Here is a 14,820-nt window from a genome sequence, read left to right as displayed (position 1 = left end):
CTTCCCGGGCTAAAGTCCGGGGGCAGCGAATCCGGGCTAGGGCCCGGGGGCAACAGGGAAAGCGAACAGGGTCCGTGACAGCGCATCGCATCGTCTTCGCCAATGAAAAAGGCGGCACCGGCAAGTCCACGACGGCCGTCCACGTCGCCATCGCGCTCGCCTATCAGGGCGCCAAGGTCGCCGCGATCGATCTCGATCCGCGCCAGCGCACTTTGTACCGCTATCTGGAGAACCGCGTCGAAACCGAGCGCCGCCGCGAAATCGCGCTGCCCGGCGCTCGCTTCTCGGTCTACGACGGCGAGGATATCGGCGAGCTGGACGATCTGGCCGAAGCCATCGCCGATGGTTACGACTTCCTGATCTTCGACACGCCCGGCCGTGACGACCAGTTCGCCCGCCACGTCGCGGCAACGGCCGATACCCTGGTCACTCCGCTGAACGACAGCTTCATCGACTTCGACCTCATCGGCCAGGTCGAGAGCGAATCGTTCAAGGTGAAGAAGCTTTCGTTCTACGCCGAACTCATGTGGGAAACCCGCAAGAAGCGCGGCCTCAAGACCATCAACGAAGGTCGCCGCGAACTCGACTGGGTGGTGGTGCGCAACCGCGTCCAGCACGTCGAGGCGAAGAACATGCGCCGCCTGGAAGGCGCGCTGCTCGAACTGTCCAAGCGCGTGGGCTTCCGCATTTCCAACGGGCTTTCCGAGCGCGTCATCTTCCGCGAGCTGTTCCCCTCGGGCCTGACCCTGCTCGACAAGGGGCATCTTGGCGAACTCGGCACCAGCCATCTCGTGGCGCGCCAGGAACTGCGCCAGCTGGTGGCGGGGCTCAACCTGCCGATGCCGACGAACCGTGAGCCGGATCTCCAACTCGCCGGCGACGAATGAAACTGCTCTGGCTCATCGCGCTCGGCTGCATTGCCTGGCGGCTGATCAAGGGGCGCTGGCCGTGGCAGGGCAAGGCGCTGCCGGGTCCCTCCTTCGCGGACGTTCACGCCAGCGCGCAGGCGCGGGCGCTGCTGGGCGTGAGTGAAGGCGCGGACCGCCGCGAAATCCTCGACGCGCACCGCCGCGTCGTCGCGCAAGTCCATCCCGACCGGGGCGGCACGAACGAGAAAGTTCACGAAGCGAACGCGGCGCGCGATCTCCTGCTGGCCAGGCTGAGCAGCCCGCAGGCCTGAACATGGGCCACAGGTTCGATCCCACCATCCTGCGCGAATACGACATTCGCGGCGTGGTCGGCCGGGATCTCGGGCCGCAGGACGCTCATGCGATCGGCCGGGGCTTTGCCACCGTGCTGCGCCGCGCCGGGGGGCGCAAGGTGGCGGTGGGCTACGACGGCCGCCTCAGTTCCCCCATGCTGGAAGCGGCGCTGGTCGAAGGGCTGCGCGCCAGCGGCGCGGACGTGGTCCGCATCGGCCTGGGCCCGACGCCGATGCTCTATTATGCCGAGGCGACGTCGGGCGACGTGCAGGGCGGCATCCAGATCACCGGCAGCCACAATCCCGCCGATCATAACGGCTTCAAGCTGGTGCTGGGCGGGCGGCCGTTCTTCGGCGCCGATATCGTCCGCCTGGGCGAGATGGCGGCGGTGGGCGACTGGGACGAGGGCGCCGGGCAGGTCGAGCAGCGCGAGGTGCTGGAGGCTTATGTCGATCGCATCGCGCAGGGCGTTTCGGGGCTCTCGCACGAGGCGCTTGCCGGTCTGCGGATCGGCTGGGATGCCGGCAACGGCGCGGCCGGACCGGCGCTGGAGCGGCTCGCGGCGCGCCTGCCGGGCGAGCACCATCTGCTGTTCACGCAAGTGGACGGTACTTTCCCGAACCACCATCCCGATCCCACGGAAGAGCGGAACCTTGCGGACCTGAAGGCGCTGGTCGCCGCGAAGGGTCTGGACTTCGGCGTGGCTTTCGACGGCGATGCCGACCGGATCGGCGCCATCGACGGCCTGGGCCGGGTGATCTGGGGCGACCAGTTGCTCGGGATCTTCGCGGAAGACGTGCTGGCGCGCATGCCGGGGGCCACGGTGATCGCCGACGTCAAGGCATCCGGCGCCGTGTTCGACACGATCGCGCGCCACGGCGGGCGCCCGCTCATGTGGAAGAGCGGCCATTCGCACATGAAGGCCAAGATGAAGGAGACCGGCGCGGCGCTGGCGGGCGAGACCAGCGCCCATGTCTTTTTCGCGGACGAATTCTACGGTTTCGACGACGGTCTCTATGCGGCGGTCAGGCTGATGGCGGCCACGGTCCGGCTGGGGCGCTCGGTGACCGAACTGCGCGGCGCGATGCCGGAGATGCTCAATACGCCGGAACTGCGGTTCCAGGTGGACGAGGCGCGCAAGTTCGCGGCCGTTGCGGAAGTGCGCGCGCGGCTTGTCGAGACGAGGGCAGTTTTCGTCGACCTGGACGGTGTTCGCGTCACCACGCCCGATGGCTGGTGGCTGCTGCGGGCTTCCAATACGCAGGACGTGCTCGTCGCCCGCGCGGAAAGTCACTCGGCCGAGGGACTGGAGCGGCTGGTGGGCGAGATCGACGGGCAACTGGCGGCCTCGGGCCTGCAACGCGGGGCGGGGCACTAGCCGCCCTTAGCGCAGGACGAGCCAGGCAAGGCCCACGGCCAGGGCGCTGCCGACGAGGGGGATCACCCCGTCGCGGCCTTTCTCCCATCCGGCCACGCTGGCGACGACGCCGGCCTTGAATAGGGTGTTGAGCGCCACCGGCACTGCCAGGACCAGCCCGGCGGTACGCGGATCGAGCGTCTGGCCGGCCAATCCGCCCATGGTGATGATGGCGGAATCGACGTCCACCGTGCCCGAGATCGCCAGGACCAGCGCAAGGCCGCGGTCCCCGAAATTCTGCAGCAACCATAGCGAGGCGACGGTGAGCACCATGACCAGACCGGCGAGCATCAGCGCGGGGGCGACGTCGAAGGGATTTCGTATCGTCATCTCGTGGCTGGTGTCGCCCACTTCGGCGAAGCGTGTGCGGTGGAGATACCAGGCGGCCAGCGCGAGGCTGACCGTGAGGCCCGGGGCGATGAGCCTGACCAGCATCGGCAAGGCGGCCGGCGCGAGCAGGCCGGTCAGGACCATCACGCGCAGGAACATGACGACGGAGGATACCGATACCGCAGAGGCCAGCACGGGCGTCGGTATGGCGCCGTCCTTCATGCGGTTGGCGATCGAGGCGGTGACCGCGGTCGAGGAGACCAGCGCGCCGGCCGCGGCCGTGGCGATGACCCCGCGCGCCGCGCCGACGATGCGGGTGGCGAAGTAGCCCGCGAAGGAAAAGCCGGAGACCAGCACCACGATCAGCCAGAGCTTCCGCGGATTCCACGCGCCGTAAGGGCCGAAATCCTGGTTGGGCAGGAGCGGCAGGATCACCAGCGCGATCAGGGCGAACCGGGCGATCGAGAGAACCTCGCGCTGGCTGAGGCGATCGATCCAGCCGTGCAACTGCTCGCGCATGGCGAGCAGCAGGACCATGACCACCGCGATCACGGTGCCGATCAGCCGCTCGCCCAGGCCCACCATTAGGCCGCTCGCCAGAGTCAGCAGCGCGACGACGCCGGATGTGCCGCTGACGCTGCTGTTCAGCCGCGCGTCCCGCCAGTAGCCCACGATCACCAGCAGGGCGGCAGCGCCGAGCAGGACGGTGGCCGGGCCGGGGGCGGGGGCGAAGAGAATGCCCGCAAGCCCGCCGGCAAGGCCCATCAGGGCAAAAGTGCGGATGCCGGCGAAGCGCGATCCGTCGGCCTGTTCGCGCGCGGCCCAGCCGCGTTGCAGGCCCACCAGCAGCCCCAGTGCGAGGCTGACGGCCAGGGCGATCAGGTGTCTGAGATCGAGATCCGTCGGCATCGTCACCCTGGCCCTCGCTGCTGGGAACCGGCCGACCATCCGCGAAGGGGCACAAGTACGCAAGAAGATTGGCGCAACCGCGCCGCATGCTCGGGCTTTCCTGTTGTTCGCCCCCATGCTTCAACGGAGCCGTGCTGCAACCACCCGAGCGATGACCGTGCCGAGATCGACTTCATGACGCCGGCGACGGCCGTCCCTCCCGAGCTTGGCGACTGGTTCGCCGGGCGCGGATGGCGCGTGCGGCGGCACCAGCTGGAGATGCTGGAAGCCTCCGACCGCGGACTTCACGCCTTGCTGGTTGCCGATACCGGCGCCGGCAAGACGCTGGCCGGCTTCCTGCCCACCCTGGCGGCGTTCTGTCCCTCGCGGCTGGACGGCGGGCCGCTGCCCGAGGGCCTGCACACGCTCTACGTCTCGCCGCTCAAGGCGCTGGCGCACGACGTTCAGCGCAATCTCCTGACGCCCGTGGAGGAGATGGGACTGCCGATCCGTATCGAGACCCGCAGTGGCGATACCCCCTCGGACCGCAAGGCCCGCCAGCGCGCCCGGCCGCCGCATGTGCTGCTGACCACGCCCGAATCGCTCTCGCTCCTGCTGAGCTATCCCGAGGCGCCCACGCTGTTTGCCGCGCTTCAGCGGGTGGTGATCGATGAAATTCACGCCTTCGCCACCGGCAAGCGCGGTGATCTCCTGGCGCTGGCCTTGTCCCGGCTGCAGGCGCTTTCGCCGGCACTGCAACGCGCGGGCCTGTCGGCGACGCTGGCGGACCCTGACGCCTTTCGCGGCTGGCTCGCGCCCTGGGGCGAGATCGATGCCGTCCAGCTCGTCGAAGGCGAGGCCGGCGCCGAGCCCGAAGTGTCGATCCTGCTGCCGCAGGAAGAACGCATCCCGTGGAGCGGCCACGCCGCCACCTGGGCGATCCCGCAGCTGATCCAGCAGGTCAAGGCCCACCGCACCACGCTGATCTTCACGAACACGCGCTTCCTGGCGGAATATATCTTCCAGGAGTTGTGGAATGCCAACGAGGACAACCTGCCGATCGGCATCCACCATGGCTCGCTCTCCAAGGAGGCGCGGCGCAAGGTGGAAGGGGCGATGGCGGAGGGGCGGCTGCGGGCCCTGGTCTGCACCGCCAGCCTGGATCTCGGGGTGGACTGGGGCGATATCGACCTGGTCGTGCAGATGGGCGCGCCGAAAGGATCGTCGCGCCTGCTCCAGCGCATCGGCCGCGCCAATCACCGGCTCGACCAGCCGAGCAAGGCGCTGCTGGTGCCGGGCAACCGGTTCGAGTTTCTCGAGGCTTTCGCCGCGCAGCAGGCCGTTCACGAGGGCCAGCGCGATGGCGAACCGTTCCGCCCCGGCGGCCTCGACGTTCTGGCCCAGCACGTCATGGCAGTCGCCTGTGCAGGCCCGTTTCGCGAGGATGCGCTGCTATCGGAAGTGCGCTCGTCGCTGGCCTATGCCTGGGTGGACGAGGCCATTTTCGCGCGCGTGCTCGATTTCGTGGCGACCGGGGGATACGCGCTGCGCTCCTACGATCGTTTCCGCCGGATCGTGCGCGAGAAGGACGGGACCTGGCGGCTGACCCACCCCGAGCATGCCGCACGCCACCGTCTCAACGCCGGGATCATCGTCGATTCAGAGATGCTCGACGTGCGCTTTCGCAACGGCCGCTCGCTCGGCAAAGTCGAGGAGGGGTTCGGGGCGAGCCTCAAGCCGGGGGACACTTTCCGCTTCGCCGGAATGGACCTGGAAGTGGAAGGGCTGCGCGAACTGGAGCTGGTCGTGCGCGCGGCGCGGCGCTCGGCGACGATCCCCAGCTACATGGGCCAGCGCATGCCGATCTCGACCCATCTTGCGGACCGGGTGCGTGCCATGCTGTTCGACCGGGCCGGCTGGTCGCGTTTTCCCGACGACGTGCGTGAATGGCTCGAAGTGCAGGACTGGCGCTCGCACTTGCCCGCGCCCGGGCGTCTGCTGGTGGAGAGCTTCCCGCACCAGGGCCGCGCCTACACCACCTATTACACCTTCGAGGGCTGGCCGGCGAACCAGTCGCTGGGGATGCTCGTGACGCGGCGGATGGAAGACCGGGGGCTGGGGCCGCTGGGCTTCGTGGCGACGGACTATGCGCTGGTGGTCTATGGCCTCAAGCCGGTGGACGATCCGGCCTCGCTGCTCTCGCCGGACATCCTGACGCACGAATTCGTCGACTGGGTGCAGCAGTCCTATCTTCTGCGCCGGGCCTTCCGCGAGGTTGCGGTGATTTCCGGCCTTGTCGAGCGGCAGCAGCCGGGCAAGCGCAAAACCGGGCGGCAGGTGACCTTCTCGACCGACCTGATCTACGATGTCCTGCGCAAGTACGAACCCGATCACCTCCTGATCGAGGCGGCCTGGGCCGATGCTCGGGCGCGGATGACCGACGTGGCGCGCGTGGCCGATGTGCTGGACCGCGCGGCGAAGGAAGTGGACCATGTGCGGCTGGAGCGGATCAGCCCGCTCTCGGTGCCGGCGATTTCGATGATCGGGCGGGAATCGCTGCCCTCGGGATCGGCCGACGAGGACTTGCTGGTGGAGGCGGAAAGCCTGGCCTCCATGGCCATGCGGGTGGACCCGGTGGCCGAGCCTGAGGAAGACTGAGCCAGACTCGGACTGAATAGGGCTTGGCCTGAATAGGACTGGGCCGGACTAAGGCGGCTCCAGACTTAGGCTGCTCCGGACAACAAAAAAGGGGCGGATCGCTCCGCCCCTTCATTGGTCCTTGAGAGACCGGTTCCGTTCGTTCGGCTTACTTGCCGAAGTCGCGGAACTGTTCGTTGCCGACGAAGCCGAACTTCGTGACTTGCGCCGCCTTGATCACCTGCAGCACCTGGGCCGAGAGATCGTAGCTGGCGTTCGCTTCCGGCTGGTACTGCAGCTCGGGTTCGACCGCGTAGCTCAGCGACTGCTTGAGCAGATTCGCGAGACCCGGGCCGTCAACCTGCGTACCGTTCCAGAGGATCTTGTCGTCCGCGGTGAGAACCACCTTGTTGCGGATCGGATCGACCGGAGGAGGCGTGTTCGTCGGAGGGGTCGCAACCGGAAGATCGATGTCGATCGAGTGGGTCGCAACCGGGATGGTAATGATGAACATGATGAGGAGAACGAGCATGACGTCGATCAACGGCGTCGTGTTCATTTCCATCATCGGCTCGCCATTTTCCTTGCCGCCTGACATTGCCATGGAAAGTTACTCCTGTTCCTGCCTGAACGTCAGCCGTTCGGGTCGACCGGGTTGGTGATGAAGCCAACCGTGGGGTAGCCCGAGATCTGAACGTTGTAGATCGCACCGGCAACGCAGCGCCACGGGGCGTTGACGTCACCACGGATGTGGACCTGCGGCACGAGATCGGGGTTGGCCTGAAGGGCCTGCGGGCCGCCTTCGCGCTTCACGATTGCATCGAGACGCTTGAAAGCCTGGTCGCGCAGTTCCTGCGAGGTCACCGGCGTGATGTTGTTGAAGTAGACGCGGCATTCGCCGTTGCGCGAAGCGCCGACGTAACCGGGTTCACCCGCTGCCTTGCCCGCATCGTCGGTGGTCGAAACGGTGAGGAGAAGGTTTTCGACCTTGTCCTTCGATTCAACGGCCTCGACGACGGGGATCTTCAGCTTTTCGATCGTCTGGATCGCAACCGGAACCGCGATCAGGAAGATGATCAGAAGCACCAGCATGACGTCGACGAGCGGCGTCGTGTTGATGTCGGACATCGGTGTCTCGGCACCGCCTCCGCCCGAGGATATCGCCATAGTTTTATCCTAATCCTTGCGTTGCCCTGGGCAGGCGACGGACGCGCATGCAACGCACCGCCGCCTGAGTCCCTCGGATGTGGCCTGCCGTCCTGCGACAGGCCCATCCCATGCTGCTTACGGCTTGGCCGGAGCAGCAGCCGGCTTGGCCGGAGCAGCGGCGGGCTTCGCCGGGGCAGCAGCAACGATCGGCTTCACGGCGCCGCGCGAGTTGATGTTCGCGAGAACGTCGCTGGAGAAGCCGGTCAGGTTTTCGGCGATGCGCTTGTTGCGGCTCTGGAGGTAGTTGTAGGCCAGAACTGCAGGAACGGCGACGATCAGGCCGAGCGCGGTCATGATCAGCGATTCACCGACCGGACCAGCGACCTTGTCGATCGAAGCCGAACCGGCGATGCCGATGGCGATCAGGGCGCGGTAGATGCCGACCACGGTACCGAACAGACCGATGAACGGTGCGGTCGCGCCGACGGTGGCGAGGAACGGCAGGCCCTGAGCAAGGCGAGCGTTGATCGAAGCTTCCGAACGCGCGAGCGAAGCGTGCATCCAGTCATGGGCTTCGAGCGAATCGGTCATCTTGGCGTGCTGGTCTTCGGCGGCGATGCCGTCGTCGACGAGCTGGCGCCAGGCGCTGTTCTTCTCGAGCTTGGTGGCGCCTTCACGGAGGGTCGGAGCCTTCCAGAAGGTGGTGCGCACAACGTTGTACTGGCGCATGATCTTGGACTGTTCGAACCACTTGGTGAACAGGATGTAGAACGAGCCGAAGGACATGATGCCCATGATGATCACGGTGGCGTACGAAATGAAGCCGCCAGCCTGAAGGGCTTCCATGAAACCGAACTTGTTCTGGGGCGCAGCTTCGCCCGCTGCGGCAAGGATATCAACGATAAGCATGCGATTTACCTCTCAAGAAGAATGCAGGGACTGATTCCGGCCGGGGTGTGGGCCTAACCAGTCTTAAAAGGAGTTAGTTCAGCTTGTAGACGATGGCCGTCGAGAACTGGCCGCTCGTCGGGTTGCCGGCATCGTCGAGCGCCGGGTTGAACCGCGCGTAGCGGGTCATGCCGTCGCAAGCTGCCTCGTCAAGGTCAGGGCTGCCGCTCGATGCGGTGACCGAGCAAGCGGTGACCTTGCCGTCCGGACCGATTCCTACGCGCACACCGACACGGCCTTCACGCTCTTCACGAGCGGCGCGGGTCGGATAGTTCGCCTGAATGCGGGCGGCCCAGCTGCCCTGACCCTTCGGCGAAGCGCCGCGGGCCTTGGACGGACCCGGAGGTGCCGGAGCCGGAGCCGGGGGTGCGGGCGGAGCCGCGGTCGTGATCACCACCGGCGGCGGCGGCGGAGCCGTCACCACGGTCTGCACCGGCGGCGGGGCCGGGGCAATGTTGATCGGCGGCGGAGGCGCGACGATCGGCGGCGGCGGAGCTTCTTCCTGCTTCGGCGGCGGCGGCGGCGGCTCTTCCTCCTTCGGTTTCTCTTCCTTGATGTCGACTGTGGTCACCTTCTTGATGACCTGTTGCGCAGCCTGATAGGCCAGGCCCGTGACGAGCGCATAGCCTACAAAGACGTGGATCAGCGCAACAATGACAAGCGCGGTAATCTTGTTACCGCTCATTTGCTGGTCAGCGTAAGCCATTCAAACGCATCACTCCATTATCTAGCCCCGGGAAAGCCCGTGCCGGACGTGTCCAAGGGCGCCCATGGCCCTCACCCTGAGGCAAGGTCCATGACGAAACTCCAACTTACCCACCCTGACGGCTGACAGTCAGCCCATCCGTAAACTTTTAACGGGAGGCGAACCGCGGGGCTTATTCGTTTTTTTGCCCCAATTTGCGAGTTTCCTTAGCCCGACAGTTGCATGTGTGCAACGCCTTATCGGCACGTCAACGGTTAACGGTCAATTCAGGGCGGATAAGTTCCAATCGGAAAAGGGGGATTTTGTGGCCGGGCCCCAAAGCCGCTATAGGCTGGCCTTTTTCCACGGAGAGTGTCCCCCATGTCATCCCATCTGCACCGACTTGTCGCGAATCTGGCGGGGGTTGCGCTGGCCGTGCAGGCTGTTCCGGTCCTGGCCCAGGGGGTAACCGGTGGCAATTCGAACGAAGCCGGCGCGCGTGACTTGACGAGCGCGGGCGGACCGACATTCGCCGATATCGCCGACTTGTCCGAATCGGCCGGGCTGGTGGTCAAGGCACAGATTCGCAAGATGGTGCGCGTGGAGGATGCGCGGGCCCCCGGACTCGCCCAGGGCATGGCGCGCTTCTACATGACCGCGCAGACCCAGGCGCTGATCGCCGGCAAGGCGCCGATCGGCGAATCGTTCGTCTATCTGGTGGACCTTCCGCTCGATTCCCGCGGCAAGGCACCGAAGCTGAAGAAGCAGGACGTGCTGCTCTTCGCCCGCGCCGTTCCCGGCCGCCCCGGCGAGCTGCAGCTGGTGACGCCCACGGCCCAGCAGCTCTGGAGCGAGCAGGCCGAGGCGCGCGTGCGCGGCATCCTGCGCTCGCTGCTCTCCGGCAATGCCCCGGTCAAGATCACCGGCGTACGCGAACTGCTCTATGTTCCGGGCAACCTGGCAGGGCAGGGCGAGACGCAGATATTCCTTAAGACCAAGGACAATTCGGCGGCCTCGATCACGGTGCATCACGAGCCGGGCGCGGCGCCCGCCTGGGGCGTTTCGTTCTCCGAGCTGGTGGCCGACACCGGCAATCCGCCGCAGCCCGAGACAGTGGAATGGTACCGCCTGGCCTGCTTCCTGCCCAATAATCCGCCGCCGGGCACGAATGTGGCCGAGGGCATTGCCGAGCGCCGCCAGGCCGAGGCCGATTATCGCACGGTGATCGGTCAGCTCGGTGAATGCCGCCGGACGCTCAACCAGGGCACCAAGGTTTCCGGCTGATTCCCGGCGCCGGGGTCCTCGCGCCCGAAGTTTCGGGACGGACCCCGGCGAAGGTACTGGAATTTCACCGTGGGCTCCCCTAGGGCCCGGACCCGAAAGGGTTGTCCATGGTTGAACCGCTGAATATTGCGCTGGCCGGTCTCGGCACTGTCGGAACGGGCGTCGTCCGTCTTATCGAGACCAATGCCGAACTCATTGCCCGCCGGGCGCGCCGGCCGATCCGCATTGCCGCCGTCAGCGCGCGCGATCGCACCAAGGATCGCGGTGTCGACCTGTCTCATTACGACTGGGAAGACGATCCCGCCGCGCTCGCGGCCCGTCCCGACGTGGACGTGGTGGTGGAAATGGTCGGCGGGTCTGACGGACCGGCGCTGACCCTGGCGCGCAATGCCATCGGCCAGGGCAAGGGGCTGGTCACCGCCAACAAGGCGATGATCGCGCACCATGGGCTGGAACTGGCCTCGGCCGCTGAAAAGGCAGGCGTGGCGCTCAAGTTCGAGGCCGCCGTCGCGGGCGGCATCCCGGTCATCAAGGGGCTCAGCGAGGGTGCGGCGGCCAATGCCATCGACCGCGTCTATGGGATCCTCAACGGCACCTGCAACTATATCCTCTCCACCATGGAGGACACCGGGCGCGATTTCGGCGACGTTCTGGCCGAAGCCCAGCGCCTGGGCTACGCAGAGGCCGACCCCACGTTCGACGTGGAAGGCATCGATGCCGGCCACAAGCTCTCGATCCTGGCGGCCATCGCCTTCGGTTCGCGCCTGCGCTTCGATGCGGTGGAGACCACCGGCATTTCGCGGGTAAAGGCGGCCGACATCGAGCAGGCCCGCTCGCTCGGTTACGTCATCCGCCTGCTGGGCATGGGCGAGATCGACCGCACCGGCGGCAGCGCCCGCCTGTTCCAGCGGGTCCATCCGCATCTCGTGCCTTTCGACCATCCGCTCGCTCACGTCGACGGTGCCACCAATGCCGTCGTCGCCGAGGGCAATTTCATGGGCCGCCTGCTGTTCCAGGGCGCGGGCGCCGGTGACGGTCCGACCGCCAGCGCGGTGGTCGCCGACATCATCGACATCGCACGCGGGGAGAAAGGCGCTGCCTTCTCCATGCCGGAAGGCGAGCTGGAAGCCATGGAGCCGGCCGAAACCGGCCATCGCCGTGGCCGCAGCTATATCCGCTTCGCCGTGCCGGACCGTCCGGGCGTGCTGGCCGAGATCACGGCCGCCATGCGCGATGCGGGTGTCTCGATCGCCAGCATGATCCAGAAGGGCGAGGATGCGCAGACCGGCGAGGTGATCCTGGCCATGGTCACGCACGAAGGGCCGGAATCGGCGGTGACCGAGGCGCTGCGCATTCTCGACGGATCGCAGAGCCTCGCGGCGCGTCCGCTGGTGATGCAGATCATCGAAGGCTGACAGGGGTCTGCGCCGGCGGCTTTTGGTCGGCGGCGCGGCGTGTTCCAGATGGAAAACGGGCGCAGCGATGCGCCCGTTTTTCGTATCAGTGCGCGCGCATTTCGCCCCTGGCGACCTTGTCCGCGTCCGAGCCGGCAGGCGCTTCGGGAATGGCCGACAAGTCGATCAGGTAGGGCTTTTCCACTTTGCCGAAGGTGGCGGTGGCCTTGCCCTTGAAGATGCCGTTGCCCGCGACGTCGGGCGGCGTCAGACGGCCGTCGTTCAAGGCCTGGTCGGACATCGGGTCTTCCTGAGACGTGGACTGGACGCGGAACTTGTCCTCATCCGGGGCACAGACGACGATCTCGCCCGGGCGGGCGCTGCGGGTGTCGCTCAGGCATTTCTGCCGTGCGGTTTCCGGCGTGACCCTGCCGGCGCCGGACATCATGCGCTGGGCAATGGCCCTGTCTTCCGCGGAAACCGAGCCGTTTCCATTACTTGCCGAAGTGGATTTCGTCTGGCCAGCCGTACCGGCAGAAGCGCCAGCCGATTGCTGGGCAATCGCCGGAGCGGGAGCTAGTAATGCGATTGCGAATAGGATCCGCCCTCTTCTCGACAATTGAAAATCCTCTGTCTAAGCCGCTCCCAGAACCTTTCCTCCTCGGATTAATCCGGAGTGAACATGCCTGAAAACAAGACGCCTGCAAGTAAAGTTCTCGACCGTGTCCTCGTCCTCGAAATGGTTCGCGTAACCGAGGCCGCGGCCATCGCCGCATCGCGCTTAGTCGGCCGCGGAGACGAGAAGGCGGCAGACCATGCCGCAGTCGAAGCGATGCGCAAGGCCTTCGATACACTTTACATGGATGGCACCGTGGTTATCGGTGAAGGCGAGCGCGACGAAGCGCCGATGCTGTTCATCGGCGAGAAGGTGGGCGGGGCGCCCGGTCGCGGGCCGAAGATCGACATCGCACTCGATCCGCTGGAAGGCACCACGATCACCGCCAAGGCCGGGCCGAACGCGCTGGCGGTACTGGCCGCCGCGGAAGAGGGCTGCCTGCTCAACGCACCCGATGTCTACATGCAGAAGCTGGCCGTGGGCCCCGGCTATCCCGAGGGCGTGATCGACCTCAACCGGACCGCGACCGAGAACGTCGCATCCGTGGCAGCGGCCAAGGGCGTGAAGCCGGACGAGATCATCGTCTGCGTGCTCGATCGCCCGCGCCATGCCGATCTCATCGAGGAACTGCGCGAGATCGGCTGCGGCATCCACCTGATCCCCGACGGCGACGTGGCCGGCGTGATCGCGGTGACCGACGAGAACACCACGATCGATATCTACATGGGTTCGGGCGGCGCCCCGGAAGGCGTGCTGGCCGCTGCGGCGCTGCGCTGCGTGGGCGGCCAGATCCAGGGCCGCCTGCTGTTCCGCAACGAGGACGAGCGCAGCCGGGCGCGCAAGTGGGGCATCAAGGATCTCGACAAGATCTACACCCTCAGCGACCTGGCCAAGGGTGACTGCATCTTCGCCGCCACCGGCGTGACCGACGGCTCGCTGCTCTCCGGCGTCAAGCGCCTCAAGGGCGGCAAGATGACCACCGAAAGCGTCGTCATGCGCGCCAGTTCGGGGACGGTGCGCTGGATCAAGGGCGAGCACCGGGACCGGTGACGTGCCGCGGCGCACGCGCGTCCCGCAGCGGGACTCGTCTTTGTGCTCAGATGGTTAGTCCATCGAACCGCCGGTTCCGGAACCTCCGGAGCCGGCGTTTTCACATCCGGGTCACGGTGACAGGCTGACGCTTTCTGTTGCAATCCGATGACTCATGGCTAGAGGCGACCGCGTCCAGCCACCCATCACCTCAAGCCGTCTCGGGGATTCGCAATGAAGATCATGTCCGGCAACAGCAACCTTCCGCTCGCACGCGCGATCGCGGGGTATCTTGAACTGCCGCTCACCGATGCGGCTGTGCGTCGCTTTGCCGACGAGGAAATCTTCGTCGAAATCCACGAGAACGTCCGCGGCGAGGACGTCTTCATCGTGCAGCCCACCAGCTACCCGGTGAACGACAACCTGATGGAACTGCTGATCGGCATCGACGCCCTGCGCCGCGCCTCGGCCAAGCGCATCACCGCCGTGGTGCCCTACTTCGGTTATGCCCGCCAGGACCGCAAGCCCGGCCCGCGCACGCCGATCTCGGCCAAGCTCGTGGCCAACCTGATCACCGAAGCCGGCGCCGACCGCGTCCTCTGCGTCGACCTGCACGCAGGGCAGATCCAGGGCTTCTTCGACATCCCGACCGACAACCTCTTCGCCGCGCCGGTGATGGCGGCCGATATCCAGGCCCGCTACGGCGACCAGTCGCTGATGGTGGTTTCGCCCGACGTCGGCGGCGTGGTCCGCGCCCGCGCGCTGGCCAAGCGCCTCGACAACGCCCCGCTGGCGATTGTCGACAAGCGTCGTGACCGCCCCGGTCAGTCGGAAGTCATGAACATCATCGGCGACGTCAAGGGCCGCGCCTGCATCCTGATCGACGACATCATCGATTCGGGCGGCACGCTCTGCAACGCCGCGCAGGCCCTGATGGACGAGGGCGCCACCAGCGTCACCGCCTACATCACGCACGGGGTGCTGTCGGGCGCGGCGGTTTCGCGCGTGACCAACTCGGCGCTGAAGGAACTGGTCATCACCGATTCGATCCAGGCCACCGAAGCGGCCCAGCAGTCGGACAAGATCCGCATCCTGACGATCGCGCCGCTGATCGGCGAGGCCATCCGCCGCATTGCCGACGAAAGCTCGGTTTCCAGCCTGTTCGATTGATCGGCCGCCCGGACCAGCGCCGGGCCGCTAGCCAGCAAAAAGGCGCGTCCTCCTGGGAGGGCGCGCCTTTT

Annotated in this window: 14 protein-coding genes; 8 read left to right on the top strand and 6 right to left on the bottom strand. The window is 66.5% G+C overall.

The features are described from left to right. Positions 1 to 74: 74 nt before the first annotated feature. The 3 genes from EDF57_RS13960 to EDF57_RS13950 are packed head-to-tail and all read left to right on the top strand — an operon-like array spanning position 75 to position 2,580. A complete protein-coding gene (locus EDF57_RS13960; protein WP_132264590.1) occupies positions 75 to 887 on the top strand; it encodes a division plane positioning ATPase MipZ in 813 nt (270 codons plus the stop codon). Next, positions 884 to 1,180, top strand: coding sequence for a J domain-containing protein (locus EDF57_RS13955; protein WP_132264592.1), 297 nt, complete (start codon positions 884 to 886; stop codon positions 1,178 to 1,180). The genes EDF57_RS13960 and EDF57_RS13955 overlap by 4 nt, the downstream gene beginning before the upstream one ends. A gap of 2 nt (positions 1,181 to 1,182) precedes the next feature. Next, positions 1,183 to 2,580: a phosphomannomutase/phosphoglucomutase gene (locus tag EDF57_RS13950; RefSeq protein ID WP_134094729.1), complete on the top strand. Its 1,398-nt coding sequence runs from the start codon at positions 1,183 to 1,185 to the stop codon at positions 2,578 to 2,580. 6 nt (positions 2,581 to 2,586) lie between these two features. Here the strand turns inward: EDF57_RS13950 and EDF57_RS13945 are convergent, their stop codons facing one another. Then, entirely contained in the window at positions 2,587 to 3,858 is a 1,272-nt protein-coding gene (locus EDF57_RS13945) for a DUF4010 domain-containing protein (RefSeq protein ID WP_134094892.1), read from the bottom strand. Between the two features lie 174 nt (positions 3,859 to 4,032). Here EDF57_RS13945 and EDF57_RS13940 point away from each other — a divergent pair, with 174 nt between their 5' ends. Continuing rightward, the gene (locus tag EDF57_RS13940; RefSeq protein WP_134094728.1) at positions 4,033 to 6,495 is read left to right on the top strand and encodes a ligase-associated DNA damage response DEXH box helicase; all 2,463 of its coding nucleotides are present in this window, start codon (positions 4,033 to 4,035) and stop codon (positions 6,493 to 6,495) included. Between the two features lie 148 nt (positions 6,496 to 6,643). Here EDF57_RS13940 and EDF57_RS13935 read toward each other — a convergent pair whose 3' ends face one another. The 4 genes from EDF57_RS13935 to EDF57_RS13920 all read right to left on the bottom strand — a co-directional run bounded on the left by EDF57_RS13935 (position 6,644) and on the right by EDF57_RS13920 (position 9,277). After that, a complete protein-coding gene (locus EDF57_RS13935) occupies positions 6,644 to 7,078 on the bottom strand; it encodes a biopolymer transporter ExbD (RefSeq protein ID WP_134094727.1) in 435 nt (144 codons plus the stop codon). 29 nt (positions 7,079 to 7,107) lie between these two features. After that, positions 7,108 to 7,641, bottom strand: a complete 534-nt coding sequence (locus EDF57_RS13930) for a biopolymer transporter ExbD (RefSeq protein WP_207912874.1) — start codon at positions 7,639 to 7,641, stop codon at positions 7,108 to 7,110. Between the two features lie 117 nt (positions 7,642 to 7,758). After that, positions 7,759 to 8,532: a MotA/TolQ/ExbB proton channel family protein gene (locus EDF57_RS13925; RefSeq protein WP_132264599.1), complete on the bottom strand. Its 774-nt coding sequence runs from the start codon at positions 8,530 to 8,532 to the stop codon at positions 7,759 to 7,761. 73 nt (positions 8,533 to 8,605) lie between these two features. Beyond that, positions 8,606 to 9,277, bottom strand: coding sequence for an energy transducer TonB (locus tag EDF57_RS13920; protein WP_132264601.1), 672 nt, complete (start codon positions 9,275 to 9,277; stop codon positions 8,606 to 8,608). 360 nt (positions 9,278 to 9,637) lie between these two features. Between EDF57_RS13920 and EDF57_RS13915 the strand changes: the two genes are divergently transcribed. After that, complete coding sequence (locus tag EDF57_RS13915) at positions 9,638 to 10,540, top strand: hypothetical protein (RefSeq protein WP_132264603.1); 903 nt, start codon at positions 9,638 to 9,640, stop codon at positions 10,538 to 10,540. Between the two features lie 107 nt (positions 10,541 to 10,647). Continuing rightward, a complete protein-coding gene (locus EDF57_RS13910; protein WP_132264604.1) occupies positions 10,648 to 11,955 on the top strand; it encodes a homoserine dehydrogenase in 1,308 nt (435 codons plus the stop codon). Positions 11,956 to 12,040: 85 nt separating this feature from the next. On the opposite strand, the gene EDF57_RS13905 is transcribed toward EDF57_RS13910, so the two are convergent. Then, a complete protein-coding gene (locus tag EDF57_RS13905; RefSeq protein WP_132264606.1) occupies positions 12,041 to 12,382 on the bottom strand; it encodes a hypothetical protein in 342 nt (113 codons plus the stop codon). 234 nt (positions 12,383 to 12,616) lie between these two features. On the opposite strand from EDF57_RS13905, the gene glpX reads away from it, so the two are divergent. Together glpX and EDF57_RS13895 are read left to right on the top strand one after the other, a co-directional pair. Next, entirely contained in the window at positions 12,617 to 13,600 is a 984-nt protein-coding gene (gene glpX, locus EDF57_RS13900; RefSeq protein WP_132264608.1) for a class II fructose-bisphosphatase, read from the top strand. Positions 13,601 to 13,813: 213 nt separating this feature from the next. Then, the gene (locus tag EDF57_RS13895; protein ID WP_132264610.1) at positions 13,814 to 14,749 is read left to right on the top strand and encodes a ribose-phosphate pyrophosphokinase; all 936 of its coding nucleotides are present in this window, start codon (positions 13,814 to 13,816) and stop codon (positions 14,747 to 14,749) included. The last annotated feature ends 71 nt before the right edge of the window (positions 14,750 to 14,820 follow it).

This window comes from Novosphingobium sp. PhB55, from assembly GCF_004368805.1.
Classification (GTDB): Bacteria; Pseudomonadota; Alphaproteobacteria; order Sphingomonadales; family Sphingomonadaceae; genus Novosphingobium.
Note: the sequence above shows the minus strand (reverse complement) of the source record. Positions and strands in the feature narration are given on the sequence as shown.